This window comes from Streptomyces sp. R21, assembly GCF_041051975.1.
GTDB lineage: Bacteria > Actinomycetota > Actinomycetes > Streptomycetales > Streptomycetaceae > Streptomyces.
In genome coordinates, this window is the sequence record NZ_CP163435.1 from 4,706,438 (window position 1) to 4,732,110 (window position 25,673).

Sequence of the window (25,673 nt, forward strand, 5' to 3'; positions counted from 1 at the left end):
TTCAGGCCCCTTCAAGGGGGCCTTTTTCTCTGCCGCTTTCTATGCCGCCCCGCGCTGGAGCGCCTCGCACACGGCCGTCGATTCCCGGGCGCCCAGTTCAACCGCCTTGCCGCAGTGCGCGATCCAGGCGGCCATGCCCTCCGGGGTGCCGGAGGCATAGCCCTCCAGGGCAGCCACGTAGGCCGCTCGGCCTAGTTCCGCGTGGCCGACCTCCGCGGGGCACACGGACTTCGGGTCGAGCCCGCTGCCGACCAGGACGATCCGCTCGGCCGCGCGCGCGACCTGCCCGTTGTGCGAGCCGAAGGGGCGCAGGGCGAGCAGTTCGCCGTGGACCACGGCCGCCGTCACCAGAGCGGGCGCCGAGCCTCCGGCGATGATCAGCCGGGAGAGGCCTTCGAGACGGCCGGCGACCTCGGTCGCGTCCGGCAGGGGCAGCTCCACGAGCGGCTCGTCGACCGGCTCGCCGTTCTGGCGCGGGCGGCCGACCGTGTCCCCGTTGTCCGCGGCGGCCACCAGGTGCAGCCGGGCCAGCACACGCAGGGGCGACTGCCGCCAGATGGAGAGGAGTTGGCCCGCCTCGGCGGTCAGTCTGAGGGACCCGCCGACCACGCGGGCCTCGTCGTCGCCACTGAAGTCGGTGCGCCGGCGCACCTCTTCGAGGGCCCAGTCGGCGCCGGACAGCGCCGCGGAGCCGCGGGCGCCGCGCAGCGCCGCCTCAGAGGTGATCTCGTTGCTGCGGCGCCGCATGATCCGGTGCCCGTAGACCCGGTCCACGGCCTTGCGCACGGACTCCACGGAGTCGGCCACCCCGGGCAGCGAACCCAGGGCCGCGAGCGGATCTGCGGACGCACCTGTCGTACTCATGAGTACGACATTACGCACACCGGCGCCGTCCCCCACGAAGGAGTGGTCTTCTTCACGTCCACGCGCGCGTGGCCACCCCTCCCGCACTATCTTCCTGAACATGAAAATTGCTTTCGTTGGGAAGGGCGGCAGCGGCAAGACCACCCTGTCCTCGCTCTTCGTCCGCCATCTGGCGGCCACCGGATCGCCGGTCGTCGCCGTGGACGCCGACATCAACCAGCACCTGGGGGCCGCGCTCGGACTCGACGAGACGGAGGCCTGCGAGCTGCCCGCCATGGGTGCGCGGCTGCCGCTGATCAAGGACTATCTGCGCGGCTCGAATCCGCGTATCGCCTCCGCCGAGACGATGATCAAGACGACCCCGCCCGGTGAGGGATCACGGCTGCTGCGGGTGTCCGAGGACAATCCGGTCTACGACGCCTGTGCGCGGCCGGTGGAACTCGACGGCGGCGCCGTCCGTTTGATGGTCACCGGCCCTTTCACCGACGCGGACCTCGGGGTCGCCTGCTACCACTCCAAGACGGGAGCGGTGGAGCTGTGTCTGAACCACCTGGTCGACGGCCCCGGTGAGTACGTGGTGGTCGACATGACGGCAGGCTCCGACTCCTTCGCCTCCGGCATGTTCACCCGCTTCGACATCACGTTCCTCGTCGCCGAGCCGACCCGGAAGGGGGTCTCCGTCTATCGCCAGTACAAGGAGTACGCCCGCGACTTCGGCGTCGTCCTGAAGGTCGTCGGCAACAAGGTGCAGGGTCAGGACGACCTCGACTTCCTCCGCGCCGAAGTCGGGGACGACCTGCTCGTGACGGTCGGGCACTCGGACTGGGTGCGCGCCATGGAGAAGGGCCGGCCGCCCCGGTTCGAGCTCCTGGAGGACACCAACCGCCGCGCCCTGCGCCAGCTGCAGACGGCCGCCGACGCGACGTACGAACTGCGCGACTGGGAGCGCTACACCCGCCAGATGGTGCACTTCCACCTGAAGAACGCGAGCAGTTGGGGCAACGAGAAGACCGGAGCCGACCTGGCCGCGCAGGTCGACCCCGGCTTCGTCCTCAGTGAGCGGGTGACCGCCACCGCGTGAGCGACGGCGGTGTCCCGGCTGCGGTGTGCGTCCCGGCTACGGCTTGGCGGCCGGGGCGCCCGGGACGCCCTTCGGCGCCGGGGCGGGACGACCCGAGAGGAAGGACGTCCAGCTCTCCTTCGGGGCCTCGCCGACCTTGAGCGTGCGCAGCTTCTCCAGGGTTGCCGGGTCCTGGGCGTCCAGCCAGTCGGCGAGCTGGTGGAAGGAGACGCAGCGCACCTCGGACTTGGTGCAGACGCGCTCGATGACCTCCTGGACGGCACGCATGTAGTTGCCGCCGTTCCAGGACTCGAAGTGGTTGCCGATGATCAGGGGCGCGCGGTTGCCGTCGTAGGCGCGCTCGAAGCCCTTGAGCAGGCCGTCACGCATCTGGTCGCCCCAGTACGCCTGCTTGTCGGGGTCGCCCTGGGTCGCGGTGCCGGACTGGTTCACCATGAAGTTGTAGTCCATGGTGAGCGTCTCGAAGGCGCGGCCCGGGACCGGGACGAGCTGCATCGACAGATCCCACAGGCCCTCCTTCTTCTTGGGCCAGATCTGGTCGTTGACGCCGCTGGAGTCATAGCGGAAGCCCAGGTCGCGGGCCGCCTTCATGAAGTTCTTCTGGCCCTCCAGACAGGGCGTGCGGGCGCCGATGAGCTCCTTCTCGTAGTCGAAGGGCAGCGCGGAGGACTTCTTCATGGCCGCGTTGGTCTTCCAGGACTTCACGAACGCCTTCGCCTGGGCGATCTCGCTCTTCCACTCGGCGACCGACCACTCACCGACTCCGCCGCCGCTGCCACAGAAGTGGCCGTTGAAGTGCGTGCCGACCTCGTTGCCCTCCAGCCACGCGCCGCGCAACTGCTTCACGGTGTCGCCGATGCCCTGCGTGTCGTTGAAGCCGATGTCGGAGCGGCCGGGCGAGTGCTCCGGCGGCCGGTACAGATCCCGCTTCTCCTCCGGCAGCATGTACACGCCGCTCAGGAAGTACGTCATGGTCGCCCTGTTGGCCTTGGCGATCTTGCGGAAGTGCGAGAAGAGCTTCTGGCTGTCCTCGCCGGCGCCGTCCCAGGAGAAGACCACGAACTGCGGGGGCTTCTGACCGGGCTTCAGCCGCACCGGTCTGGGCAGATGCGGCTGCGCCCCGGTGTACGAGGTCGAGCCGTCGCCGATCAGGCGGACCGCGCTCTTGGGCGCCGCGGCCCCCGGCGCCTGCTTCGCGCCGTGCGCGCCTTGCTTGGTACCGCTGGAGCCACTGGCGTCACGGGAGACAGTGGGTCCCGACGTGCAACCGGCGAGCGCCGTGGCGCAGGCCGCGGCGAGCAGTGCGCCCGCGGCGATCCTCTGGGTGGCGGCCATCCCGCCCACCTTCTTCCTTCGGTCCGGGCAACGCTGATGAGGGCGTTCTGAGGTGATGTGCAGCGATGTGTCGACAGCGCCGCCAAGGTGGCACGGGACCGAGGAGGAACAAATACGACAAGCCGATCAAAAGCTCACTTCACTCGGGAGAGTGATTAACTGCCCCATTTGCCGCCATTTTCCACATGAGGCCTTTACTCTGCATTACGATCCGTTTACCGAGCGTTGAGATATATCCCGCCGCTGCACGCCGTGACCCACGGCCGCGACCCGACCCCCCGCCATCGACGGGGAGCCCCTGTTCCGCGACCGCGCTGCCCCGGAGGAGACGGGAACCATGTCCGCCTGCGTCCCCACCCGCGCCACCGACTCGAGTCGTCCCAAGCGCATCCACCAGCCCCACAGCCCCGCGCCGACTCCGCCCCGCCGATTCCGTATCGAGGGCGCCGATCTGTCGGCCTCTCTCGCGGTCTTCCTGATCGCCCTGCCCCTGTCCCTCGGCATCGCTCTCGCCACCGGCGCACCGCTCCAGGCAGGGCTCGTCGCCGCCGCCGTCGGCGGACTTGTCGCGGGGCGGCTCGGCGGCTCGCCGCTCCAGGTGAGCGGGCCCGCCGCCGGCCTCACGGTCGTCACCGCCGAGCTCATCCATCGCTACGGATGGCGTACGACGTGCGCCATCACCGTTCTCGCCGGGATCGCCCAACTGGGGCTCGGCTGTCTGCGCGTGGCCCGTACGGCGCTCGCCGTCAGCCCCGCGATCGTGCACGGCATGCTCGCCGGCATCGGCGTGACCATCGCCGTGGCCCAGCTGCACATCGTGCTGGGCGGCACCCCGCAGAGCGCCGTCCTCGACAACCTCCGTGCCCTGCCTGCCCAGTTTGCGCACCTGGACCCCGCCGCGGCGGCGATGAGCGCGCTGACCCTGGCGCTGCTGCTGGCCTGGCCGCGGATCCCCGGACGCGTGGGGCGGATGCTGCGCAAGGTCCCGGCCGCGCTGGTCGCCGTCGCCGGGGCCACGGCGACCGCCTCGCTCGCCGGGCTGACCCTGCCCAGGGTCGATCTGCCGTCCTGGCGCAGCCACGCGCTGGCGGGCATGCCCGAGGGGCCGGTGCTCGGTATCGCCGCCGCCGTCCTCACCATCACTCTGGTGTGCAGCGTGCAGTCGCTGCTCGGCGCCGTCGCCGTGGACAAGCTGGTGGCGGGACGGCCGGAACTCCAGGCCCGCGTCGGCCGTTCGAACCTCGACCGGGAACTGCTCGGGCAGGGCGCCGCCAACATCGTCTCCGGGACACTCGGCGGGCTGCCGGTCGCCGGGGTCGCCGTACGGAGCTCCGCGAATGTGCAGGCCGGTGCGGTGAGCAGGAACTCCACGATACTGCACGGCGTTTGGGTAGTAGTTGCCGCGCTGCTGATGGTCCCCACCCTCGAGCTGATCCCGCTCGCCGCGCTCGCCGCCCTGGTGATGGCCGTCGGCATCCAGATGGTGTCCCTGCACCACATCCGCACGGTCACCCGCCACCGCGAAGTCCTGGTGTACGCCGTCACCACACTGGGCGTCGTGTTCCTCGGAGTTCTCGAGGGTGTGGCGCTGGGCGTCGCCGTCGCCGTCGGCACCGCCCTGAACCGCCTCGCCCACACCCGCATCACGTACGAAGAGAGAGGGGGAGTCCATTACGTACGTGTACGAGGGCAGTTGACGTTCCTCGCGGTGCCGCGGCTCAGCCGTGCGCTGCACCGGGTGCCCCAAGGGTCGGACGCCGTCGTGGAGTTGGACGGCTCGTTCATGGACCACGCGGCGTACGAGTCGCTCCAGGACTGGCAGAGCGCCCACCTCGCGCAGGGTGGCACGGTCGAGCTGGCCGGGCGGGCCGGGACGCGGATCGCCGAACCGACGGGTTCGTCCCACTGCCGCTGCCGCCCGTGGACACCGTGGCGCAACCACCACTGCGAAGGCCCGCAGTCCGAGCCGACCGCAGTCGGCGACTCCTCGGAGGAGCCCGGTCGGACGACCGGCTCCGCCGGGCCGAGCGGGCATCAACTGGCGCGCGGCATCAGCGCGTTCCAGCGCAACACCGCTCCCCTGGTGCGGGACGAGCTGGCACGGCTCGCACGGGAGGGGCAGCGGCCGTCGCAGCTCTTCCTGACCTGCGCCGACTCCCGGCTCGTCACCTCGATGATCACCTCCAGTGGTCCGGGCGACCTCTTCGTCGTACGCAATGTGGGCAATCTCGTCCCGCTGCCCGGCGAGGAGAGCGGGGACGACTCGGTGGCGGCGGCGATCGAGTACGCGGTGGACGTGTTGCAGGTGCGGTCCATCACGGTGTGCGGGCACTCCGGGTGCGGGGCGATGCAGGCCCTGATGAACAGTGAGCCCGGCGGGGCGCGGACGCCGCTCAAGCGGTGGCTGCGGCACGGGCTGCCGAGCCTGGAGCGGATGGCGGCCGAGGACCTGCCGTGGGCGCGGCTCGCCGGGCGCGCGCCGGCCGACGCGGTGGAGCAGCTCTGTCTGACCAACGTGGTGCAGCAGCTGGAGCATCTGCGGGCGCACGAGTCCGTGGCCCGGGCTCTGCGGGAGGGTGCGGTCGAGCTGCACGGGATGTACTTCCACGTGGGGGAGGCGCAGGCGTATCTGCTCGCCGAGACGGACGGGGACGACCTGTTCGACCACGTGGGGGCGGCTGACCTGTCCGCGTGATCCGGGACCCCGGTGTGCGGTCCCGGTGGACGGGGCCGCACACCGGGGTCCCAGCGGGCGGCGGCGCGCGTGGATAAGTACCGGTTGAGCCCGGCCCAGGCAGGTTCGGGCTTCGGCAGGTTCCGGCTTGCAGGGGTTGGCCTGGCCCTGGACCTCGATGGTGACGCGAGTCGGCGTCCGCGCGCACTGCGGTGCGGGCCCGGTGCAGCCGGACCCTGGCGGAGGCCGAGTGCGGCGACCTCTTCCGTGACCATGAGCTGCTCGACCGTGATCAGTTCCAGCGTTTCGGGGGCACTTCACAAGTCCTTGGGTCGAAACTCGGGAAGCGTGACCGGGTGAACCCGGCGGCGCGGCCGTCCGTGGCTGTGTACGTGCCCGTGCACGTGTTGCGGCGGGGCGCCACGGCTCACGCATAGGTCTAAACCAATTTCAGGTCGACCCTTGTCACCGGGCCCTCCGGTCTGATGAGCTGTGGCCTGGGACACAACGGACACCCTGGGAAAGGGAGATGTCGTGAGCAACGAAAGCCTGGCCAACCTGCTGAAGGAAGAGCGCAGGTTCGCGCCGCCCGCCGACCTGGCAGCGAACGCCAATGTCACCGCGGAGGCGTATGAGCAGGCCAAGGCTGACAGGCTCGGCTTCTGGGCCGAGCAGGCCCGCCGGCTGACCTGGGCCACCGAGCCGACCGAGACGCTGGACTGGTCGAATCCGCCGTTCGCCAAGTGGTTCGCCGACGGGAAGCTGAACGTCGCGTACAACTGTGTGGACCGGCACGTGGAGGCCGGCAACGGCGACCGTGTCGCGATCCACTTCGAGGGCGAGCCGGGCGACAGCCGGGCCATCACCTACGCCGAACTCAAGGACGAGGTGTCGCGGGCTGCCAACGCGCTCACCGAGCTGGGAGTTCAGAAGGGCGACCGGGTCGCCGTATACCTGCCGATGATCCCCGAGGCGGTCGTCGCGATGCTCGCGTGCGCCCGGATCGGCGCCGCGCACTCCGTGGTCTTCGGCGGGTTCTCGGCCGAAGCGATCGCGACCCGCATCGAGGACGCCGACGCCAAGGTCGTCATCACCGCCGACGGCGGCTACCGGCGTGGCAAGCCCGCCGCGCTCAAGCCCGCCGTCGACGACGCGCTGAACCGGGTCGACCGGGTCGAGCACGTGCTCGTCGTACGCCGTACCGGGCAGGAGGTCGCCTGGACCGAGGGCCGCGACGTGTGGTGGCACGAGATCACCGAGCGGCAGTCGGCCGAGCACACGCCGGAGGCGTTCGAGGCCGAGCACCCGCTGTTCATCCTCTACACGTCCGGGACGACGGGGAAGCCGAAGGGCATCCTGCACACCTCGGGCGGCTACCTGACGCAGGCCGCGTACACCCACCACGCCGTCTTCGACCTCAAGCCGGAGACCGACGTCTACTGGTGCACGGCCGACATCGGCTGGGTCACCGGGCACTCGTACATCACGTACGGGCCGCTGGCGAACGGTGCGACGCAGGTCATGTACGAGGGCACGCCGGACAGCCCGCACCAGGGGCGGTGGTGGGAGATCGTCCAGAAGTACGGCGTGACCATCCTGTACACCGCGCCCACGGCCATTCGTACGTTCATGAAGTGGGGCGACGACATCCCCGCGAAGTTCGATCTCAGCAGCCTGCGTCTGCTGGGGTCCGTGGGCGAGCCGATCAACCCCGAGGCGTGGATCTGGTACCGCAAGCACATCGGCGCGGACCGTACACCCATCGTCGACACGTGGTGGCAGACCGAGACCGGCGCCATGATGATCTCGCCGCTGCCGGGTGTGACGGAGACCAAGCCGGGGTCCGCGCAGCGGGCACTGCCCGGCATCTCCGCGACCGTCGTCGACGACGAGGCACGCGAAGTGCCCGACGGCGGTGGCGGTTACCTCGTGCTGACCGAGCCGTGGCCGTCGATGCTGCGGACCATCTGGGGTGACGACCAGCGGTTCCTCGACACGTACTGGTCACGCTTCGAGGGCAAGTACTTCGCCGGGGACGGGGCCAAGAAGGACGACGACGGGGACATCTGGCTCCTCGGACGCGTCGACGACGTGATGCTCGTGTCCGGACACAACATCTCGACGACCGAGGTGGAGTCGGCGCTCGTGTCGCATCCGTCGGTCGCCGAGGCGGCCGTGGTCGGCGCGGCGGACGAGACGACCGGGCAGGCCATCGTCGCCTTCGTGATCCTGCGCGGGACGGCTTCCGCCGAGGACGAGGGACTGGTCGCCGACCTGCGGGCCCACGTCGGCGCGACGCTGGGTCCGATCGCCAAGCCCAAGCGGATCCTGCCGGTGGCGGAGCTGCCGAAGACGCGGTCCGGGAAGATCATGCGGCGACTGCTGCGGGACGTCGCGGAGAACCGCGAGCTCGGGGACGTCACGACCCTCACCGACTCCGCGGTGATGGACCTCATCCAGGCGAAGCTGCCGGCCGCGCCCAGCGAGGACTGAGGCTCTTCGCGTGCTTGGTGCCCGGGGTGGGTGGGTCCGCCCCGGGCACCTCTTTTTTGTGCCGCCGCGCAGCCACACGTGCTTTTTGCACCGTTACGCAGCCATGTGCCGCGCCCCGCGTCAAGGTTAGGTAAGCTAAGGAACGCGTCAACAGCGTGACAAGAAGGTTTTGAGGTGTGCCGGGAAGTCTGGTCGGCAAGTGCTCTGTCCTGCCCACCCGACCGGAGGTCTCCCCCGTGGCCGCGCCTTCCAGCCCCAGCGACAACCGTAAGTTCCTCGGACGGCTCTCCCTGCCCGAGCGGAACTTCGTGGCGGACGCGCTGCGCACCGAGACCGTCGGCGGAGTCCTCCTGCTGCTCGCCGCGATCGCCGCGCTGATCTGGGCGAACACCCCGCTCCGGGACAGCTACGAAAGCGTCTCCCATTTCCACATCGGGCCCGAGTCCCTCGGCCTGAACCTCTCCATCGCGCACTGGGCCGCCGACGGCCTCCTCGCGGTCTTCTTCTTCGTCGCCGGTATCGAGCTCAAGCGCGAACTGGTGGCCGGCGAGCTGCGGGACCCGAAGGCCGCGCTGCTGCCGGTGGCGGCCGCGCTCTGCGGAATGGCCGCGCCCGCGCTGGTCTACGCCCTCACGAACGCCGTCGGCGGAGGCGCCTTCGACGGCTGGGCGGTGCCCACCGCGACCGACATCGCCTTCGCACTCGCCGTGCTGGCGGTGCTCGGCACCTCGCTGCCGTCCGCGCTGCGCGCGTTCCTGCTCACGCTCGCCGTCGTGGACGACCTCTTCGCGATCCTGATCATCGCGATCTTCTTCACCGACCAGCTGAACTTCGCGGCCCTGGGCGGCGCGGTGGCCGGCCTCGCCGTCTTCTGGGTGCTGCTGCGCAAGGGCGTACGCGGCTGGTACGTCTACGTGCCGCTGGCCCTCGTCATCTGGGGGCTGATGTACAACAGCGGCATCCACGCCACCATCGCCGGTGTCGCGATGGGCCTGATGCTGCGCTGCCACCGGCGCGAAGGCGAGGAGCACTCCCCCGGCGAGCACATCGAGCACCTTGTGCGCCCGTTGTCGGCGGGGCTCGCCGTACCGCTGTTCGCCCTGTTCAGCGCGGGAGTCGCGGTCTCCGGCGGGGCTCTGGGAGACGTGTTCACGCGGCCCGAGACGCTCGGCGTGGTGCTCGGGCTGGTCGTCGGCAAGGCGGTCGGCATCTTCGGCGGGACCTGGCTGACGGCCCGGTTCACCAGGGCCTCCCTCAGCGAGGACCTGGCCTGGCCGGACGTCCTCGCCGTCTCCTGCCTCGCGGGCATCGGCTTCACCGTCTCGCTGCTCATCGGCGAACTCGCCTTCGAGAACGACCCGACGCTCACCGCCGAGGTCAAGGCGGCGGTCCTGGTCGGCTCGCTCATCGCCGCCGTCATCGCGGGCACACTGCTGAAGATCCGAAACGGCAAGTACCGCGCCCTGTGCGAGCTCGAGGAGCGCGACGAGGACCTCGACGGCATCCCCGACATCTACGAGCAGGAGAACCCGGCCTACCACCTGCGGATGGCCGAGATCTACGAGCGAAAGGCCGCAGAGCACCGCAGGCTTGCCGAAGTGACGGGCGGGGCAGGCGTCGAGGGCGACCGTCCGGCATGATCTGACCAGACGGTACAAACAGACGGCACGAACAGAAGCACACGCCCGACGGCCCGCACGCACGCAGAGCCGGACGGCACGGACAGACGCAGAGCCAGACGGCACACACATGCAGAAGAGGGAGTCCGCGATGAGCGCACCCGACGGCAGCCCGGTCGGCGCCGAACGCAGCATCGGCCAGCTGTTCGCCTCGGCGACGACCGAGATGTCCGCACTGGTGCACGACGAGATCGCCCTGGCGAAGGCGCAGCTCAAGCGGGACGTCAAGCGCGGTGCGGTCGGCGGCGGTGCGTTCGCGGCGGCCGGCGCGGTGCTGATCTTCTCCCTGCCGATGCTGAGCTTCGCTCTGGCGTACGGCATCCGCACCTGGAGCGACTGGAACCTGGCGGTCTGCTTCCTGCTCTCCTTCGCGGCGAACGTGCTGGTCGCCGGGGTGCTGGCGCTGATCGGCGTGGTCTTCGCGAAGAAGGCCAAGAACGGCAAGGGCGCGCAGAAGACCGCGGCCTCCATGAAGGAGACGGCGGGCGTCCTGCAGAACGCCAAGCCGCACCCCCGTCAGGTGACGGCCGAGGACCGGGTCCCCGAGGCCATCGAGGCTGTGGCACGCTCGTCCTCATGACGGACCCCGCCACTCCTCCGGCGCAACCCACCCCGGCGCAACCCACTTCGGTCGTACGGCTCGACGTTCCCGGCGGGCGAGAGGTGATCCACCGGGATGTCGCGGCCAACGGCGCGCGCTTCCACATCGCCGAGATGGGCGACGGCCCGCTGGTCCTGCTGCTGCACGGTTTCCCGCAGTTCTGGTGGACCTGGCGGCACCAGCTGGGGGCGCTCGCCGACGCGGGGTTCCGCGCCGTGGCCATGGACCTGCGCGGCGTCGGCGGCAGCGACCGCACGCCGCGCGGTTACGACCCCGCCAACCTCGCGCTCGACATCACGGGCGTCGTACGGTCCCTCGGAGAGCCGGACGCCGCGCTGGTCGGGCACGACCTGGGCGGGTATCTGGCGTGGACGGCGGCCGTGATGCGCCCCAAGCTGGTGCGCCGGCTCGTGGTGTCCTCGATGCCGCATCCCCGGCGCTGGCGCTCGGCGATGCTCTCGGACGTCAAGCAGACGGCCGCGGGTTCCTACATCTGGGGGTTCCAGCGGCCCTGGATCCCGGAGCGTCAACTCGTCGCGGACGACGGCGCCCTGGTGGGCCGTCTGGTCCGGGACTGGTCCGGGCCGCTCCAACCGGACGACGAGGCCGTGGAGACATACCAACGCGCCATGTGCATCCCGTCGACGGCGCACTGTTCGATCGAGCCGTACCGCTGGATGGTGCGCTCCATGGCCCGGCCCGACGGCATCCAGTTCAACCGGCGCATGAAGCGGCCGGTGCGCGTCCCGACGCTGCATCTGCACGGTTCGCTCGACCCGGTGATGCGGACGCGGAGCGCCGCGGGCTCCGGGGAGTACGTCGAGGCGCCGTACCGCTGGCGGCTGTTCGACGGTCTGGGGCACTTCCCGCACGAGGAGGACCCGGTCGCGTTCTCCACTGAACTGATCAGCTGGCTGAAGGATCCCGAGCCCGATCGGTGACCGTTTGAACACGTTCAGCACCCGCGCGCGAACGTCTGTCCTACGAACAGCCAAATGCCTGCCGCATAGGCCAATTGGGGGGACGGGGCGCGGTTACCGACCATGAGGCAGGGGCACACGTCGGGGTATGGGCTGGACGCACGACTACAGTGACGCATCGCGCAACCGCCGCTCGGCCGCTGGCCTGAGCTCCCACCAGAGGGGCGCCCCGCAGTTGCAGGGCGAGGACCCCCGGCTGGGAATCCCGCACATCCTTCGCCGCAGGGCCCGCTGGGTCTCGGCGCGGCTGCGCCATCCCCGCCCCTGACTCGTCGAGGGCCTGGCCTCCTGCGGGTCAGGCCTCTTGAGGGACAGGCCTCTTGAGGGACAGGCCTCTTGAAGCTCGGACCTCTGAAGGCCGGGCCACAGCCGTCGTACGTCAGAGCGCGCAGCTGTCGCTGTCCACCTGCTGGTTGGCGGTGCGGCCCTTGGCGATGTCCTCCTGCACCTCGTCCGCCGTGAGCGCGTATCCGGTGTCGTCGTTGTCGAGGGACTTCGCGAAGACGACGCCGTACACCCTGCCGTCGGGCGTGAGCAGCGGGCCGCCGGAGTTGCCCTGACGCACGGTCGCGTACAGCGAGTACACATCGCGGCGCACGGTGCCGCGGTGGTAGATGTCCGGGCCGTTGGCCGTGATGCGGCCACGCACGCGCGCGGGCTGGACGTTGTACGAGCCGTTCTGCGGGAAGCCGGCCACGATCGCGTCGTCGCCGCTGGTCGCGTCGGTCGAAGTGAACTGCAGCGCGGGCGCGTTGAGGTTCGGTACGTCGAGTACGGCGATGTCGCGCTCCCAGTCGTACAGGACGACCGTGGCGTCGTACTTCCGGCCCTCACCGCCTATCTGGACGGTGGGCTCGTCGACTCCGCCGACCACGTGCGCGTTGGTCATCACGCGGCGGTTGCCGAAGACGAAGCCGGTTCCTTCGAGGACCTTGCCGCAACTCTGGGCGGTGCCCATGACCTTGACGATGGAGTTCTGGGCACGGACGGCGACCGCGCTCTTCGCGAGGGCCGGGTCCGGCGGCTTGACGTCGGTGATGGGCTCGTTGGCGAACGGGCTGAAGACCTGCGGGAAACCGTTCTGCGCGAGTACCGAGGAGAAGTCCGCGAACCAGGTGTTGGCCTGGGCGGGCAGGGCCCGTGAAACACCCAGCAGCACCTTGGAGTTGCGCACTTCCTTGCCGAGCGTCGGCAGCGTCGTACCGGCGAGGGCCGAGCCGATCAGCCAGGCGACCAGGAGCATCGCGATGACGTTGACGAGCGCCCCGCCCGTGGCGTCCAGGGCGCGGGCCGGGGACCAGGTGATGTACCGGCGCAGCTTGTTGCCGAGGTGAGTGGTGAGGGCCTGCCCGACGGAGGCGCAGACGATCACGACGACCACCGCGACGACGGCCGCCGTCGTACTCACCTCGGAGTCGTCGGTCGCGGCGCCCCAGATGACGGGAAGCAGATAGACCGCGACGAGGCCGCCGCCCAGGAAGCCGATCACCGACAGGATGCCGACAACGAAGCCCTGGCGATAGCCCACGATCGCGAACCACACAGCGGCGACCAGCAGAAGGATGTCCAGCACGTTCACGGAGGCCACCCTGTCATGCGCGCCAGTCGAGCGGGACCTGCTTGTCCCGGTCCCAGGGCAGCTCCCAGCCCGCGTAGTGCAGCAGCCGGTCGATGATTCCGGCCGTGAAACCCCAGACAAGGGCGGATTCGACCAGAAATGCGGGACCTCTGTGGCCGCTGGGGTGGACGGCGGTCGCGCGGTTGGCGGGGTCCGTGAGATCCGCCACGGGGACCGTGAAGACGCGGGCCGTCTCGTTCGGATCGACCACGCCCACGGCCGTCGGGCGGCGCCACCAGCCCAGCACGGGCGTGACGACGAAGCTGCTCACCGGGATGTACAGCCGCGGCAGGACGCCGAAGAGCTGGACGCCGCTCGGGTCGAGCCCGGTCTCCTCCTCGGCCTCGCGCAGCGCCGCCCGCAGCGGCCCGTCGGCCCCCGGGTCGCCGTCCTCCGGGTCGAGGGCACCGCCGGGGAAGGACGGCTGCCCGGCATGCGATCTCAGGGAGCTCGACCGCTCCATGAGCAGCATCTCGGGGCCGCGGTCGCCCTCGCCGAAGAGGATCAGCACGGCGGACTGCCGGCCCGCGCCGTCCTTCGGCGGCAGGAAGCGGCTCAGCTGGAGCGGCTCCACCGTCTCGACGGCGTGCACCACCGGATCCAGCCAGCCGGGCAGGCCGTCCTTGCTCAGCACCACCCTGCCGCCCTGCGTATTGCTCGCGTGCGTCATCGCCACCCCCGTACTGCCCTCAACGCCTGCGGGTCCGTCTTTCGTTCCGTCATCCGGCACCCAGTGGCGGCGCCGGGATGCCGCCCGCGTCGAGGTAGGCCTGCGGCGGATTGAGCCGCTGACCGGGCAAGCCGCCCTTCTCGTACTTCAGGAGCTTCTTCGCCTTCTCCGGGTCGGTCTCGCCCTCGCCGTACGCCGGGCAGAGCGGGGCGATGGGGCAGGCGCCGCAGGCGGGTTTGCGGGCGTGGCAGATCCGGCGGCCGTGGAAGATCACGTGGTGCGACAGCATCGTCCAGTCGCTCTTCGGGAAGAGCCCGCCGACGATCGCCTCGACCTTGTCCGGATCCGTCTCCTCGGTCCACTGCCAGCGCCGCACGAGCCGCCCGAAGTGGGTGTCGACAGTGATCCCGGGGCGCTCGAAGGCGTTGCCCAGGACCACGAAGGCGGTCTTGCGTCCTACGCCGGGGAGCTTGACGAGGTCTTCGAGCCGGCCGGGGACCTCGCCCCCGAAGTCCTCCACCAGGGCCTTGGACAGCCCCATGACCGACCTGGTCTTGGCCCGGAAGAACCCGGTCGGACGGAGGATCTCCTCGACCTCCTCCGGGTTGGCCGCGGCGAGGTCCTCGGGGGTGGGGTACTTGGCGAAGAGGGCCGGGGTCGTCTGATTGACCCGCAGGTCGGTCGTCTGCGCCGACAGCACGGTGGCGATCACGAGCTGGAAGGGGTTCTCGAAGTCCAGTTCGGGGTGCGCGTACGGGTACACGTCGGCGAGCTCGCGGTTGATGCGGCGGGCGCGGCGGGCGAGCGCGGTGTGCGACTCGCCCGAGGGCGGCTTCTGGGCAACGGTTTTGACGGGCGCGGGCTTCTTCACGGCGACGGCGGCCTTCTTCGGCGCGACAGTCACCTTCTTGGCCGACACGGTGGCTTTCTTGACCGTCGCCGTCTTCTTGGCCGTGACAGTCGCCCTTTTTGCCGTCGCAGGCGCCTTCTTGGCCGTGGCAGGCGCCTTCTTGGCCGTGGCAGGCGCCTTCTTGGCTGTCGCAGGCGCCTTCTTGACCGTCGTCGTCGCCTTCTTGGCTGCCGCGGTCTTCTTCACCGCCGCTTTCCGAGGCTCGTTTTCAGACATCGACCCTGCCGCTTTTGTCGCTTTCCTCGGTCCGTCCGGGCCCTGTTCGCCCACAGCGGAATTACCCCGTACAACCACCTGCCCAGCCCCCTTGGCCTGTGCTCTCACCGGCGATTTGGACACCCGGCCAGCCTAAAGCCCGGCACCGACATCCGCCCCGGACCCTGAAGATCGGCCCCCAATTGGCCCCCTGCCGCACGCCCCGCCACGCCAGTGCGGCAGACTTGTGACTGATCACACTGTTTGGACCGTCCGGCAAGATGGGGAGCACGGTCCCCTGGTACACCGGGGAGCAAGATCCCCTGAGCAGGTCGACAAGGAGAGAACTCGTGGACGACGTTCTGCGGCGCGCCCCGCTCTTCGCGGCGCTCGATGACGAGCAGGCCGCGGAGCTCCGCGCCTCCATGAGTGAGGTGACCCTCGCACGCGGCGACGCCCTGTTCCACGAGGGCGACCCCGGGGACCGCCTCTATGTGGTCACCGAGGGCAAGGTGAAGCTTCACCGCACCTCCCCCGACGGGCGCGAGAACATGCTCGCCGTCCTCGGCCCCGGTGAGCTGATCGGCGAACTGTCGCTGTTCGACCCGGGCCCGCGCACGGCGACCGCCACCGCGCTCACCGAGGTCAAGCTGCTCGGCCTCGGCCACGGCGACCTCCAGCCCTGGCTGAACGCACGCCCCGAGGTGGCCGCCGCCCTGCTGCGCGCCGTCGCCCGACGCCTGCGCAAGACCAACGACCAGATGTCCGACCTGGTCTTCTCGGACGTCCCGGGCCGTGTCGCCCGCGCCCTGCTGGACCTCTCCCGCCGTTTCGGCGTGCAGTCCGAAGAGGGCATCCACGTCGTGCACGACCTCACGCAGGAGGAGCTGGCCCAGCTGGTCGGCGCGTCCCGCGAGACGGTCAACAAGGCGCTCGCCGACTTCGCGGGCCGCGGCTGGCTCCGTCTGGAGGCCCGCGCCGTGATCCTGCTGGACGTCGAGCGCCTGGCCAAGCGGTCGCGCTAGCCGCCCTCTTCTTTTGCCGTACGGCTGCGGGGTCCCGCCTCTCTGTGAGGCGGGACCCCGCAGCCGTAGCCGAGACCTGGCACGCAGAAAATGAACTGCCTCGGCGGCTTCGCCGAGGCACAGTGGGCGCATGGCCGAAACAGGGCACCAAAGAGGGCACCGACCCGGGCTCGACGCCCAGGGATACATCGAGCGTGAAGGATCGCTCGGGCGGATCCAGCCCGCGTTCCGGCCCGTGGCCGCCGCGGCGCGCGATCAGGTGCTGGAGGCCTTCGGGGCGCGGATGACGGGCGCCTACCTCTACGGGTCCATTCCGCGCGGCACCGCGCGCGTGGGCCGCTCCGACCTCGATCTGCTGCTCGTCCTGCGCGAGGAACCCGCCGAGAGCGACCGCGCCGACGCCGTCCGGCTCGGTGAGATGCTCGACAAGGAGTTCCCGGAGATCGACGGGGTCGGGACGCTCCTGTTCAGCCGTACGCGGCTGCTGAGCGACCTGGAGACGTACGACCTCGGATGGTTCGTCGCCTGCCTCTGTACGCCCCTGCTGGGCGAGGACCTGGCCGAATACCTGCCCCGCTACCGCCCGGACTCGCTCCTCGCCCGCGAGACGAACGGCGACCTGGCGCTGTTCCTGCCGCGCTGGCGCGAGCGGATCGCCGCCGCGGACGACACCGACGAGGCCCGCCGTCCGCTGGTGCGATTCATGTCCCGCCACCTCGTCCGCACCGGCTTCACCCTCGTCATGCCCCGCTGGAACGGCTGGACCAGCGATCTGCGGGACATGGCCGAGGCGTTCGGCACGTACTACCCCGAGCGAGCCGCGCAGCTACGGAAGGCGGCCGTTCTCGGCTACGAGCCGACCGGCGACCCGGCCGTGCTCCACTCCTACGTCGACGACCTCGGCCCATGGCTCGCCGAGGAGTACGCGCGCGTGCACGGCGTCAAAGCGCCCCGTCCGGACGGGCCCTAGATCAGCCCGTGTTCGCGCAGGTACTCCAGCTGGGCGCGGACGGACAGTTCGGCCGCGGGCCACAGGGACGGGTCCACGTCGGCGTACACATGGGCGACGACCTCGGCCGGTGCGCGGTGCCCGTTCTCGACGGCCGTCTCGACCTGAGCGAGGCGGTGGGCGCGGTGGGCCAGGTAGAACTCGACGGCTCCCTGGGCGTCTTCGAGGACGGGCCCGTGGCCGGGCAGCACCGTGTGGACGCCGTCGTCGACCGTCAGCGAGCGCAGCCGGCGCAGGGAGTCGAGATAGTCGCCCAGGCGGCCGTCCGGGTGGGCCACCACGGTCGTACCGCGCCCCAGGACGGTGTCACCCGTCAGGACCGCCTGATCGGCCGGGAGATGGAAGCACAGCGAGTCGGCGGTGTGGCCCGGGGTCGGCACGACGCGCAGTTCGAGCCCGCCCACCGTGATGACGTCGCCGGGCGCCAGCCCCTCGTCGCCGAGCCGCAGCGCCGGGTCGAGGGCCCGCACCTTCGTCCCCGTCAGCTCGGCGAACCGCGCCGCGCCCTCGGCGTGGTCGGGGTGCCCGTGCGTCAGCAGGGTCAGCGCGACCCGCTTGCCCGCCTTCTCGGCCGTGGCCATGACCTCACGCAGGTGCGCGTCGTCCAGCGGTCCCGGGTCGATCACGACCGCCAGCTCGGAGTCGGGCTCGGCGAGAACCCAGGTGTTCGTCCCGTCCAGGGTCATCGCGGACGCGTTCGGCGCCAGGACGTTGACGGCTCGGGGCGTGGCGGGGCCGGAGAGCACCCCGCCGCGCGGCTGGCCGGGGAGGGCGGCTGCGTCCGTCATGCGTGGGGGCCTTCCAGGACGTCGGTCATGCGGGGGCTCCGCCCTTCGGGATGTGCTTGGTGAACTCGGCGTGGCCTGGCCAGGAGAGGATCAGTTCGCCGTCCTCCAGCCGGGCCTGCGCCAGGACGGGGATCAGGTCGCGGGAGGGCGCGGCGGCGAGGGCGTCGGCGGCGGTGGCGTACGGGAGGAGCTGGCGCAGGGTGGCGACGGTGGGCGGCATCATGAGCAGCTCGCCCTTGTCGTACCCCTCGGCCGCCTCGTGCGGCCGGATCCACACCGTGCGGTCGGCCTCCGTGGAGGCGTTGCGGGTGCGCTGCCCCTCCGGGAGGACGGCCACGAAGAACCAGGTGTCGTAGCGGCGGGGTTCGAACTCGGGGGTGATCCACCGGGTCCAGGCGCCGAGCAGGTCCGAGCGCAGTACGAGCCCCCGGCGGTCGAGGAACTCCGCGAAGGAGAGGTCGCGGGCGACCAGGGCCGCGCGGTCCGCCTCCCAGTCCTCGCCGGTGGTGTCGCCGACCACGGTGTCCGCGGTGAGCCCGGCGAGCAGGACGCCGGCCTCCTCGTACGTCTCCCGTACGGCCGCGCAGACGATCGCCTGGGCGGAGGTCTCGTCGACGCCCAGCCGCTCGGCCCACCACGCGCGCGTGGGGCCCGCCCAGCGGATCTGATGGTCGTCGTCGCGGGGGTCCACGCCGCCGCCCGGATACGCGTACGCGCCTCCGGCGAAGGCCATGGAGGCGCGTCTGCGCAGCATGTGCACGGCGGGCGTGCCGTCGGTGTCCCTGAGCAGCATGACGGTGGCCGCCCGCTTCGGGGCGACCGGGGTGAGGGTGCCTTCCGCCAGCGCGCGGATGCGGTCCGGCCACTCCGGGGGGTACCACTGCCCATTCGCCATGGGCGGAGGCTATCCCGTAGCGCGCTGATGTTCGAGAGCCAACAATCGGCGCCCCCGGAGGAACATGATCAGCTGCCTCCGAGGAGGGCGATCAGGCCTGAGTCAGCTCCACCTGGACCTCGACCTCGACCGGCGCGTCCAGCGGGAGCACGGCAACGCCGACCGCGCTGCGCGCGTGCACACCCTTGTCGCCGAGAACCGCGCCCAGCAGCTCGCTGGCGCCGTTCAGGACGCCGGGCTGGCCGGTGAAGTCGGACGCGGACGCCACGAAGCCGACGACCTTCACGACCCGCGCGATGCGGTCCAGGTCGCCCGCGACGGACTTGACCGCGGCCAGCGCGTTCAGCGCGCAGGTGCGGGCCAGCTCCTTGGCCTCCTCGGCCGTGACCTCGGCGCCGACCTTGCCGGTGACCGGGAGCTTGCCGTCCACCATCGGAAGCTGGCCGGCGGTGTAGACGTACACGCCGGACTGCACGGCGGGCTGGTAGGCGGCGAGCGGCGGGACGACCGCGGGCAGTGTCAGACCGAGTTCGGCAAGCTTGTCCTCGACGGCGCTCATGCCTGCTTCTCCCGCTTCAGGTAGGCCACCAGCTGCTCGGGGTTGTTCGGCCCGGGCACGACCTGGACGAGCTCCCAGCCGTCCTCGCCCCAGGTGTCCAGAATCTGCTTCGTGGCATGGACGAGCAGCGGCACAGTCACGTATTCCCACTTGGTCATGTGGCCGACTGTATCCGCTGTCACCGGAGCCACTCGCACACGTTGTCCACAGCCTCCCGCGTACTCCGCGCGCGGAGTGGTTAGGCTCGAAGACGTGAGCAGGCTCCAGGTCGTCAGCGGCAAGGGCGGTACCGGTAAGACCACGGTGGCCGCCGCCCTCGCGCTCGCCCTCGCGACCGAGGGGAAGCGCACTCTCCTGGTCGAGGTCGAGGGCAGACAGGGCATCGCGCAGCTCTTCGAGACAGAAGCGCTGCCCTACGAGGAGCGGAAGATCGCCGTCGCTCCGGGGGGCGGGGAGGTGTACGCACTGTCCATCGACCCCGAACTGGCCCTTCTGGACTACCTCCAGATGTTCTACAAACTGGGCGGCGCAGGCCGGGCCCTGAAGAAGCTCGGCGCCATCGACTTCGCGACCACCATCGCGCCCGGCCTGCGGGACGTCCTCCTGACGGGCAAGGCCTGCGAGGCCGTCCGCAGGAAGGACAAGAGCGGCCGGTTCGCGTACGACTACGTGGTCATGGACGCCCCGCCGACGGGCCGCATCACCCGCTTTCTGAACGTGAACGACGAGGTGGCGGGCCTCGCGAAGATCGGCCCGATACACAACCAGGCCCAGGCCGTGATGCGCGTCCTGAAGTCCCGTGAGACCTCGGTCCACTTGGTGACGCTCCTGGAGGAGATGCCCGTCCAGGAGACCGCGGACGGCATCGCGGAGCTGCGTGCGGCGAACCTCCCGGTGGGCCGGATCATCGTGAACATGGTGCGGCCCGAGGTGTTGGACGCCGCCGATCTGGAACTCGTACACGCAGTGCCGCGCACCGCCGTCGCCCAGTCGCTGTCCGCCGCCGGGCTCGGCGGGGCGCGCCGCGGCGGGAACGCGGAGCGGCTGGTGGACCCGCTGCTGCGGCAGGCCGACGAGTACGCCGAGCGGTACGCGCTGGAGCACGAACAGCGTGCCGTGCTGGCCGAGTTGGGTCTGCCGCTGCACGAACTGCCGCTGTTCAGCGAGGGAATGGATCTCTCGAGCCTCTATGAGCTGGCCGGCCATCTGCGGAAGCAAGGGATGTCATGAGTCTGGACCACGCGCGCGTGCTCGACGTCGACCCGCTGATCGACGACCCGAAGACCCGCATCGTGGTGTGCTGCGGCTCGGGCGGCGTCGGCAAGACGACCACGGCGGCGGCCCTCGGGCTGCGGGCCGCCGAGCGCGGCCGCAAGGTGGTGGTGCTCACCATCGACCCGGCGCGCCGGCTCGCCCAGTCGATGGGCATCGACTCGCTGGACAACATCCCGAGGCGCGTGAAAGGCGTCGAGGGGGACGGCGAACTGCACGCCATGATGCTCGACATGAAGCGCACCTTCGACGAGATCGTCGAGGCGCACGCAAACGGCAAGCAAGCGGCCGTGATCCTCAACAACCCCTTCTACCAGTCGCTTTCGGCGGGCTTCGCGGGCACGCAGGAGTACATGGCGATGGAGAAGCTGGGCCAGCTGCGGGCGCGCGACGAGTGGGACCTGATCGTCGTCGACACGCCGCCCTCGCGCTCGGCCCTTGACTTCCTGGACGCGCCGAAGAGGCTGGGCTCGTTCCTGGACGGGCGGCTGATCCGGCTGCTGACGGCTCCGGCGAAGCTGGGCGGGCGCGCCGGAATGAAGTTCCTGAACGTCGGGATGTCGATGATGACCGGCACCCTGGGCAAGCTGCTGGGCGGCCAACTCCTCAAGGACGTCCAGACGTTCGTGGCCGCCATGGACACCACGTTCGGCGGGTTCCGTACGCGCGCGGACGCCACGTACAAGCTGCTCCAGGCGCCCGGAACGGCCTTCCTGGTGGTGGCGGCCCCGGAGCGGGACGCGCTGCGCGAGGCCGCTTACTTCGTGGAGCGGCTGGCCGCCGAGGACATGCCGTTCGCGGGGCTGGTCCTCAACCGGGTGCACGGCAGCGGTGCCGCTCAGCTGTCTGCCGAGCGGGCGCTCGCCGCCGCGGAAAATCTTGAAGACGCCCGCATTGTGGATCAGGAGGGCGGGAAGGCTGGACTTCGTAACTCTCCCGACACGTACGGCAGTTCAGGATCAGAATCTCCCGCTGACCCGACCGCCGCTTCCGATGCCGCCACTTCCGCAGCCGCCTCCGACGAAGGCTCCCCCGCCCACGACGGAGCGTTGGATCCCGCCCGCGAGGAACGCGACCGACACGACGGATCTGTGGAACAACTCACCGCAGGCCTGCTGAAGCTGCACGCCGAGCGCATGCGGCTGCTCTCCCGCGAGCAGCGCACGCGTGACCGCTTCACCGCCCTCCACCCGGAGGTGGCGGTGGCCGAAGTGGCCGCGCTGCCCGGCGATGTGCACGACCTCGCGGGGCTGCGGGACATCGGGAACCGGCTCGCGGCCAACCGGCCGGAGCTGCCCGAGGCGAGTGTCTGAGGGAAACCTCCGGGGACGTCCCGGAGAGGGCCCTCAGCCCACTGCCAAGTAGTTCTCGTACACCTCTTCCTCGTCGAGGGGCAGGATCCCCGCCCCTCGCTCGTACTCCGTACGCGCTGTCTCAAGCAGCCGACGCCAAGAGGTGACGGTGGGCCGCCTGCGCAACAGTGCGCGGCGTTCCCGCTCGGTCATGCCACCCCACACGCCGAATTCGACGCGGTTGTCGAGCGCATCGGCGAGGCACTCCGTGCGCACCGGGCATCCGGTGCACACTGCCTTGGCCCTGTTCTGCGCTGCTCCTTGAACGAACAGTTCATCCGGATCGGTAGTGCGGCAGGCCGCCTGCGCACTCCAGTCGGTTACCCAGCCCATACCGGCGCCGTCCTCTCCCGAATCGAGGCTCCCCCACGGCGGCAGCGGCATATTCACCGCCGCCAGTTGAGGACGTTACGGAAGGTGGGCACAGCGCAACACCCCCTTCGGGCCCAATCTTGAATGGCCCGAACGGACTATGCGTAAGCGGCAGATCACCCGACGGAGTGACCTGAGGACATGCGTGAGTATCCCGGCGAATCGGGACAGTTCAGCTGAGTCACAACGGACGCCTGGCGACACATGAGGCGGAGTCGGACACGCCCCACCGAAAAAGCAGGAAGACTTCCGGAACGATTCGGGGTCGCCGGACGTATTGATACGTGGCCGCACTGCTGTGACAGTTGTGAACAGCTTAGGCCAAGGCATATACGCGTGTCCGGCGAATGAGAACGTAGGCTGCCCTCATGCCAAAGAAGCGCTCGGGCGGTGGTCTGTCGCCAACGCAGCAGGCCGCCAAGTTCCTCGGTGTCAGTGTGCTCGCGGGAGCCGTCATGGCCGGGATCGCGCTGCCTGCGGCGGGTGCCCTGGGTCTCGCGGCCAAGGGATCGGTCAAGGGGTTCGACGAGATCCCCGACAACCTGAAGAGCCCGTCGCTGAGCCAGCGCACCACGATCCTGGACAACCAGGGCGGCCAGATCGCCACGGTCTACTCACGCGACCGCACGATCGTCGACCTCAAGGACATGTCGCCGTACATGCAGAAGGCGATCGTCGCGATCGAGGACTCGCGGTACTACGAACACGGCGCGGTGGACCTCAAGGGCATCCTGCGCGCGGTGAACCAGAACGCGCAGAACGGCGGAGTGGCCCAGGGCGCCTCCACGCTGACGCAGCAGCTCGTGAAGAACTACTTCGTCGAGGAGGCCGGCGACGACCCGACGAAGGTCGCCGAGGCCACCCAGCAGACCCTCGGGCGCAAGATCCGCGAGCTGAAGTACGCGATCCAGCTCGAGGAGAAGCTCGGCAAGAAGAAGATCCTCGAGAACTACCTGAACATCACGTTCTTCGGCGAGCAGGCCTATGGCGTCGAGGCCGCCGCCCACCGGTACTTCTCCAAGCCGGCCAAGGACCTGAACCTCCAGGAGTCGGCGCTGCTCGCGGGCATCGTCCAGTCGCCCAGCCGGTACGACCCGGTCAACGACGAGGCGGAGGCCACCAAGCGCCGCAACACGGTGCTCCAGCGCATGGCCGAGACGCACGACATCTCGCAGCAGGAGGCCGACAAGGCCAAGGAGAAGCCGCTCGGGCTGCACGTCAGCAAGCCGAAGAACGGCTGCATCACGGCGGTCAAGGGCGCCGGCTTCTTCTGCGACTACGTGCGTGAGGTGTTCCTGAGCGACCCGGTCTTCGGCAAGTCCAAGGAGGCGCGGGCCAAGATCTGGAACCAGGGCGGCCTGACCATCCGTACGACGCTCGACCCGCAGTCGCAGAAGTCGGCGCAGGCGTCGATCAAGGAACACGTCAACAAGAGCGACGACGTGGCGACCGCCGCCACCATCGTCGAGCCCGGCACCGGCAAGATCCTCGCCATGGGCCAGTCCCGTCCGTACGGCTTCGGCAAGCACGAGACGCAGATCAACCTGTCCGTGAACAAGGACATGGGCGGCGGTGCGGGCTACCAGCCGGGTTCGACGTTCAAGCCGATCGTGGCCGCGGCCGCCATAGAGGGCGGCAAGTCTGCGACCCAGCAGTACTCGTCGCCGTACGAGATGGAGTACCCGAGCCCGATCTCGGCCTGTGACGGCAGGATCTGGAAGAACGACCCGAGCGACCCGGCGAAGCTCAGCAACGAGAACGAGTCGGAGCACGGCCCGTACGGCATGAAGGAAGCGACCGCCAAGTCGGTCAACACCTACTACGTGCAGCTCATCAGCGACATCGGCATCTGCCCGGCCACCGAGATGGCCGCGAAGATGGGTGCGGACCGGGCGGACGGCCGGAAGATGGACCAGGCTCCGTCGATCGCCCTGGGCACCCAGGAGATGTCGCCGCTGACGATGGCGAACGCATACGCGACGTTCGCCTCGCGCGGCATGTACTGCACGCCGATCGCCATCGAGTCGATCAGCCAGGTCGTCGGCGGCGCGAAGAAGTCCCTGGAGGTCCCCAAGTCGACCTGCTCGCGGGCGATGTCGGAGACAACCGCCGACACGGTCAGCACGCTCCTGAAGGGCGTGGTCGAGGACGGTACGGGCCAGCAGGCGGGCCTCGGCAGCCGCCCGAGCGCGGGTAAGACCGGTACGACGGACTCCCGCTACGCGGCCTGGTTCGTCGGCTACACGCCGAACATGGCGGGCGCGGTCTGGGTCGGCGACCCCGCGCACAAGCGGCGGATGACCGAGATCAGCATCGGCGGCGTCTACCACGCCAAGGTCTACGGCGGTGAGGTCCCCGGACCGATCTGGCGCGACATGATGACCGGCGCCCTGGACGGCAGGCCCGCCCCCGACTTCAACCTCGTCAACATCCCGGACCCCGAGAAGAGCAAGGGCCGCGACGACGGCGACAACGGGGACCACCACGGCAACGGCAACGGCAACGGGAACGGCAACGGCGACAACGGGGGCCAGACCGACGGCGGGACGGACGGCGGCACCGACGGCGGCACGTTCCCGACGCCCACCTTCTCGCTCCCTGACGGCTTCATTCAGGGGCAGTCGAACGGCGGGAACGGGAATGGCGGAGGCAACGGTCCCTGATCGTTCCCGATCGCCCCTGGTACCGGGCGTAGGGGACATTCCGGATAGTGCGGTTACGGCGGTGGGGGCGCCCCTTGCATCAAGGGGCGCCCCCACCGCCGTACATGTGCGAGAAGTCGGCTCAGGCGCCCGCGAGGAGCTGCTTGACCAGGGCGGCGACCCGGCCGCCCTCGGCCAGACCGGCCACCTTCGGGTTCACGATCTTCATCACCTGGCCCATGGCGCGCGGCCCCTCGGCGCCCGCGGCCCTGGCGTCCTCGACGGCCTGGGCGACGATCTGCTGGAGCTCCTCGTCGGACAGCTGCTTGGGGAGGTACGCGGCGAGGATCTCGCCCTCCGCCTTCTCGCGCTCGGCCGACTCGGCGCGACCGCCCTGGGCGAAGGCGTCGGCGGCCTCACGACGCTTCTTCGCCTCCTTGGTGATCACCTTCTGCACCTCGTCGTCGGAGAGCTCGCGCTTCGTCGTGCCCGCGACCTCCTCCTTGGTGATCGCGGTGAGGGTCAGCCGGAGCGTCGAGGAGCGGAGCTCGTCGCGCTCCTTGATGGCGGCGTTGAGGTCTGCCTGCAGCTTCGACTTGAGGTTGGTCATGTTGCCGATTGTCGCAGGTGTGGTGAGGCGAACGCCCGTCGATTTCCCG

Annotated in this window: 23 protein-coding genes; 12 read left to right on the forward strand and 11 right to left on the reverse strand. The window is 70.0% G+C overall.

Annotated elements, in window-relative coordinates; all coding sequences use genetic code 11:
• Positions 1-39: 39 nt before the first annotated feature.
• The gene (locus AB5J56_RS20900) at positions 40-864 is read right to left on the reverse strand and encodes an oxidoreductase (RefSeq protein WP_369234259.1); all 825 of its coding nucleotides are present in this window, start codon (positions 862-864) and stop codon (positions 40-42) included.
• A gap of 100 nt (positions 865-964) precedes the next feature.
• Here AB5J56_RS20900 and AB5J56_RS20905 point away from each other — a divergent pair, with 100 nt between their 5' ends.
• The gene (locus AB5J56_RS20905; RefSeq protein ID WP_369234261.1) at positions 965-1,945 is read left to right on the forward strand and encodes an ATP-binding protein; all 981 of its coding nucleotides are present in this window, start codon (positions 965-967) and stop codon (positions 1,943-1,945) included.
• 36 nt (positions 1,946-1,981) lie between these two features.
• Here AB5J56_RS20905 and AB5J56_RS20910 read toward each other — a convergent pair whose 3' ends face one another.
• The gene (locus tag AB5J56_RS20910) at positions 1,982-3,280 is read right to left on the reverse strand and encodes a hypothetical protein (RefSeq protein WP_369234262.1); all 1,299 of its coding nucleotides are present in this window, start codon (positions 3,278-3,280) and stop codon (positions 1,982-1,984) included.
• Positions 3,281-3,617: 337 nt separating this feature from the next.
• Between AB5J56_RS20910 and AB5J56_RS20915 the strand changes: the two genes are divergently transcribed.
• From AB5J56_RS20915 to AB5J56_RS20940, 6 genes are all read left to right on the forward strand, one after another.
• On the forward strand, positions 3,618-5,975 hold the full coding sequence (locus AB5J56_RS20915) for a bifunctional SulP family inorganic anion transporter/carbonic anhydrase (RefSeq protein ID WP_369234263.1): 2,358 nt from the start codon (positions 3,618-3,620) through the stop codon (positions 5,973-5,975).
• A 471-nt stretch (positions 5,976-6,446) separates the two neighbouring features.
• Positions 6,447-8,447 (forward strand): acetate--CoA ligase, encoded by a 2,001-nt coding sequence (gene acs, locus AB5J56_RS20920; RefSeq protein WP_369234264.1) that lies wholly within the window; start codon positions 6,447-6,449, stop codon positions 8,445-8,447.
• A 236-nt stretch (positions 8,448-8,683) separates the two neighbouring features.
• On the forward strand, positions 8,684-10,087 hold the full coding sequence (nhaA, locus tag AB5J56_RS20925) for a Na+/H+ antiporter NhaA (protein ID WP_369234266.1): 1,404 nt from the start codon (positions 8,684-8,686) through the stop codon (positions 10,085-10,087).
• 130 nt (positions 10,088-10,217) lie between these two features.
• A complete protein-coding gene (locus AB5J56_RS20930) occupies positions 10,218-10,706 on the forward strand; it encodes a phage holin family protein (RefSeq protein ID WP_369234268.1) in 489 nt (162 codons plus the stop codon).
• Positions 10,703-11,668, forward strand: coding sequence for an alpha/beta fold hydrolase (locus tag AB5J56_RS20935; protein WP_369234269.1), 966 nt, complete (start codon positions 10,703-10,705; stop codon positions 11,666-11,668). Before AB5J56_RS20930 ends, AB5J56_RS20935 begins: the two co-directional genes overlap by 4 nt.
• 127 nt (positions 11,669-11,795) lie before the next feature.
• Positions 11,796-11,975: a hypothetical protein gene (locus AB5J56_RS20940; RefSeq protein ID WP_369234270.1), complete on the forward strand. Its 180-nt coding sequence runs from the start codon at positions 11,796-11,798 to the stop codon at positions 11,973-11,975.
• A 111-nt stretch (positions 11,976-12,086) separates the two neighbouring features.
• Here the strand turns inward: AB5J56_RS20940 and AB5J56_RS20945 are convergent, their stop codons facing one another.
• From AB5J56_RS20945 to nth, 3 genes are read right to left on the reverse strand one after another with little or no spacing between them, the layout of a single operon-like run.
• Positions 12,087-13,286 (reverse strand): MarP family serine protease, encoded by a 1,200-nt coding sequence (locus AB5J56_RS20945; protein WP_369234272.1) that lies wholly within the window; start codon positions 13,284-13,286, stop codon positions 12,087-12,089.
• A gap of 13 nt (positions 13,287-13,299) precedes the next feature.
• Positions 13,300-13,995, reverse strand: a complete 696-nt coding sequence (locus AB5J56_RS20950; protein ID WP_369234273.1) for a CoA pyrophosphatase — start codon at positions 13,993-13,995, stop codon at positions 13,300-13,302.
• A gap of 49 nt (positions 13,996-14,044) precedes the next feature.
• Positions 14,045-15,121, reverse strand: coding sequence for an endonuclease III (gene nth, locus AB5J56_RS20955; RefSeq protein WP_369234274.1), 1,077 nt, complete (start codon positions 15,119-15,121; stop codon positions 14,045-14,047).
• 329 nt (positions 15,122-15,450) lie between these two features.
• Here nth and AB5J56_RS20960 point away from each other — a divergent pair, with 329 nt between their 5' ends.
• Both AB5J56_RS20960 and AB5J56_RS20965 read left to right on the forward strand, forming a co-directional pair.
• Positions 15,451-16,125, forward strand: coding sequence for a Crp/Fnr family transcriptional regulator (locus AB5J56_RS20960; protein ID WP_006382668.1), 675 nt, complete (start codon positions 15,451-15,453; stop codon positions 16,123-16,125).
• A gap of 130 nt (positions 16,126-16,255) precedes the next feature.
• Positions 16,256-17,095, forward strand: a complete 840-nt coding sequence (locus tag AB5J56_RS20965; RefSeq protein WP_369234275.1) for a nucleotidyltransferase domain-containing protein — start codon at positions 16,256-16,258, stop codon at positions 17,093-17,095.
• Here AB5J56_RS20965 and AB5J56_RS20970 read toward each other — a convergent pair.
• The 4 genes from AB5J56_RS20970 to AB5J56_RS20985 form a co-directional block, all read right to left on the reverse strand.
• Positions 17,092-17,922 (reverse strand): MBL fold metallo-hydrolase, encoded by an 831-nt coding sequence (locus AB5J56_RS20970; RefSeq protein ID WP_369234276.1) that lies wholly within the window; start codon positions 17,920-17,922, stop codon positions 17,092-17,094. The genes AB5J56_RS20965 and AB5J56_RS20970 overlap by 4 nt on opposite strands.
• Positions 17,923-17,947: 25 nt before the next feature.
• On the reverse strand, positions 17,948-18,817 hold the full coding sequence (locus AB5J56_RS20975; protein WP_369234277.1) for an NUDIX hydrolase: 870 nt from the start codon (positions 18,815-18,817) through the stop codon (positions 17,948-17,950).
• A gap of 91 nt (positions 18,818-18,908) precedes the next feature.
• Complete coding sequence (locus tag AB5J56_RS20980; protein WP_369234278.1) at positions 18,909-19,376, reverse strand: RidA family protein; 468 nt, start codon at positions 19,374-19,376, stop codon at positions 18,909-18,911.
• Positions 19,373-19,534 (reverse strand): DUF4177 domain-containing protein, encoded by a 162-nt coding sequence (locus tag AB5J56_RS20985; RefSeq protein ID WP_003981536.1) that lies wholly within the window; start codon positions 19,532-19,534, stop codon positions 19,373-19,375. The genes AB5J56_RS20980 and AB5J56_RS20985 overlap by 4 nt, the downstream gene beginning before the upstream one ends.
• A 94-nt stretch (positions 19,535-19,628) precedes the next feature.
• On the opposite strand from AB5J56_RS20985, the gene AB5J56_RS20990 reads away from it, so the two are divergent.
• On the forward strand, positions 19,629-20,606 hold the full coding sequence (locus AB5J56_RS20990) for an ArsA-related P-loop ATPase (protein ID WP_369234279.1): 978 nt from the start codon (positions 19,629-19,631) through the stop codon (positions 20,604-20,606).
• Positions 20,603-21,961: an ArsA family ATPase gene (locus AB5J56_RS20995; protein WP_369234280.1), complete on the forward strand. Its 1,359-nt coding sequence runs from the start codon at positions 20,603-20,605 to the stop codon at positions 21,959-21,961. Before AB5J56_RS20990 ends, AB5J56_RS20995 begins: the two co-directional genes overlap by 4 nt.
• 33 nt (positions 21,962-21,994) lie before the next feature.
• Here the strand turns inward: AB5J56_RS20995 and wblA are convergent, their stop codons facing one another.
• Positions 21,995-22,333 (reverse strand): transcriptional regulator WblA, encoded by a 339-nt coding sequence (gene wblA / locus AB5J56_RS21000; protein ID WP_053745774.1) that lies wholly within the window; start codon positions 22,331-22,333, stop codon positions 21,995-21,997.
• 407 nt (positions 22,334-22,740) lie between these two features.
• Here wblA and AB5J56_RS21005 point away from each other — a divergent pair, with 407 nt between their 5' ends.
• Entirely contained in the window at positions 22,741-25,035 is a 2,295-nt protein-coding gene (locus tag AB5J56_RS21005) for a transglycosylase domain-containing protein (RefSeq protein WP_369234281.1), read from the forward strand.
• A gap of 121 nt (positions 25,036-25,156) precedes the next feature.
• Here AB5J56_RS21005 and AB5J56_RS21010 read toward each other — a convergent pair whose 3' ends face one another.
• Positions 25,157-25,624, reverse strand: a complete 468-nt coding sequence (locus AB5J56_RS21010) for a GatB/YqeY domain-containing protein (protein WP_369234282.1) — start codon at positions 25,622-25,624, stop codon at positions 25,157-25,159.
• Positions 25,625-25,673: the final 49 nt, after the last annotated feature.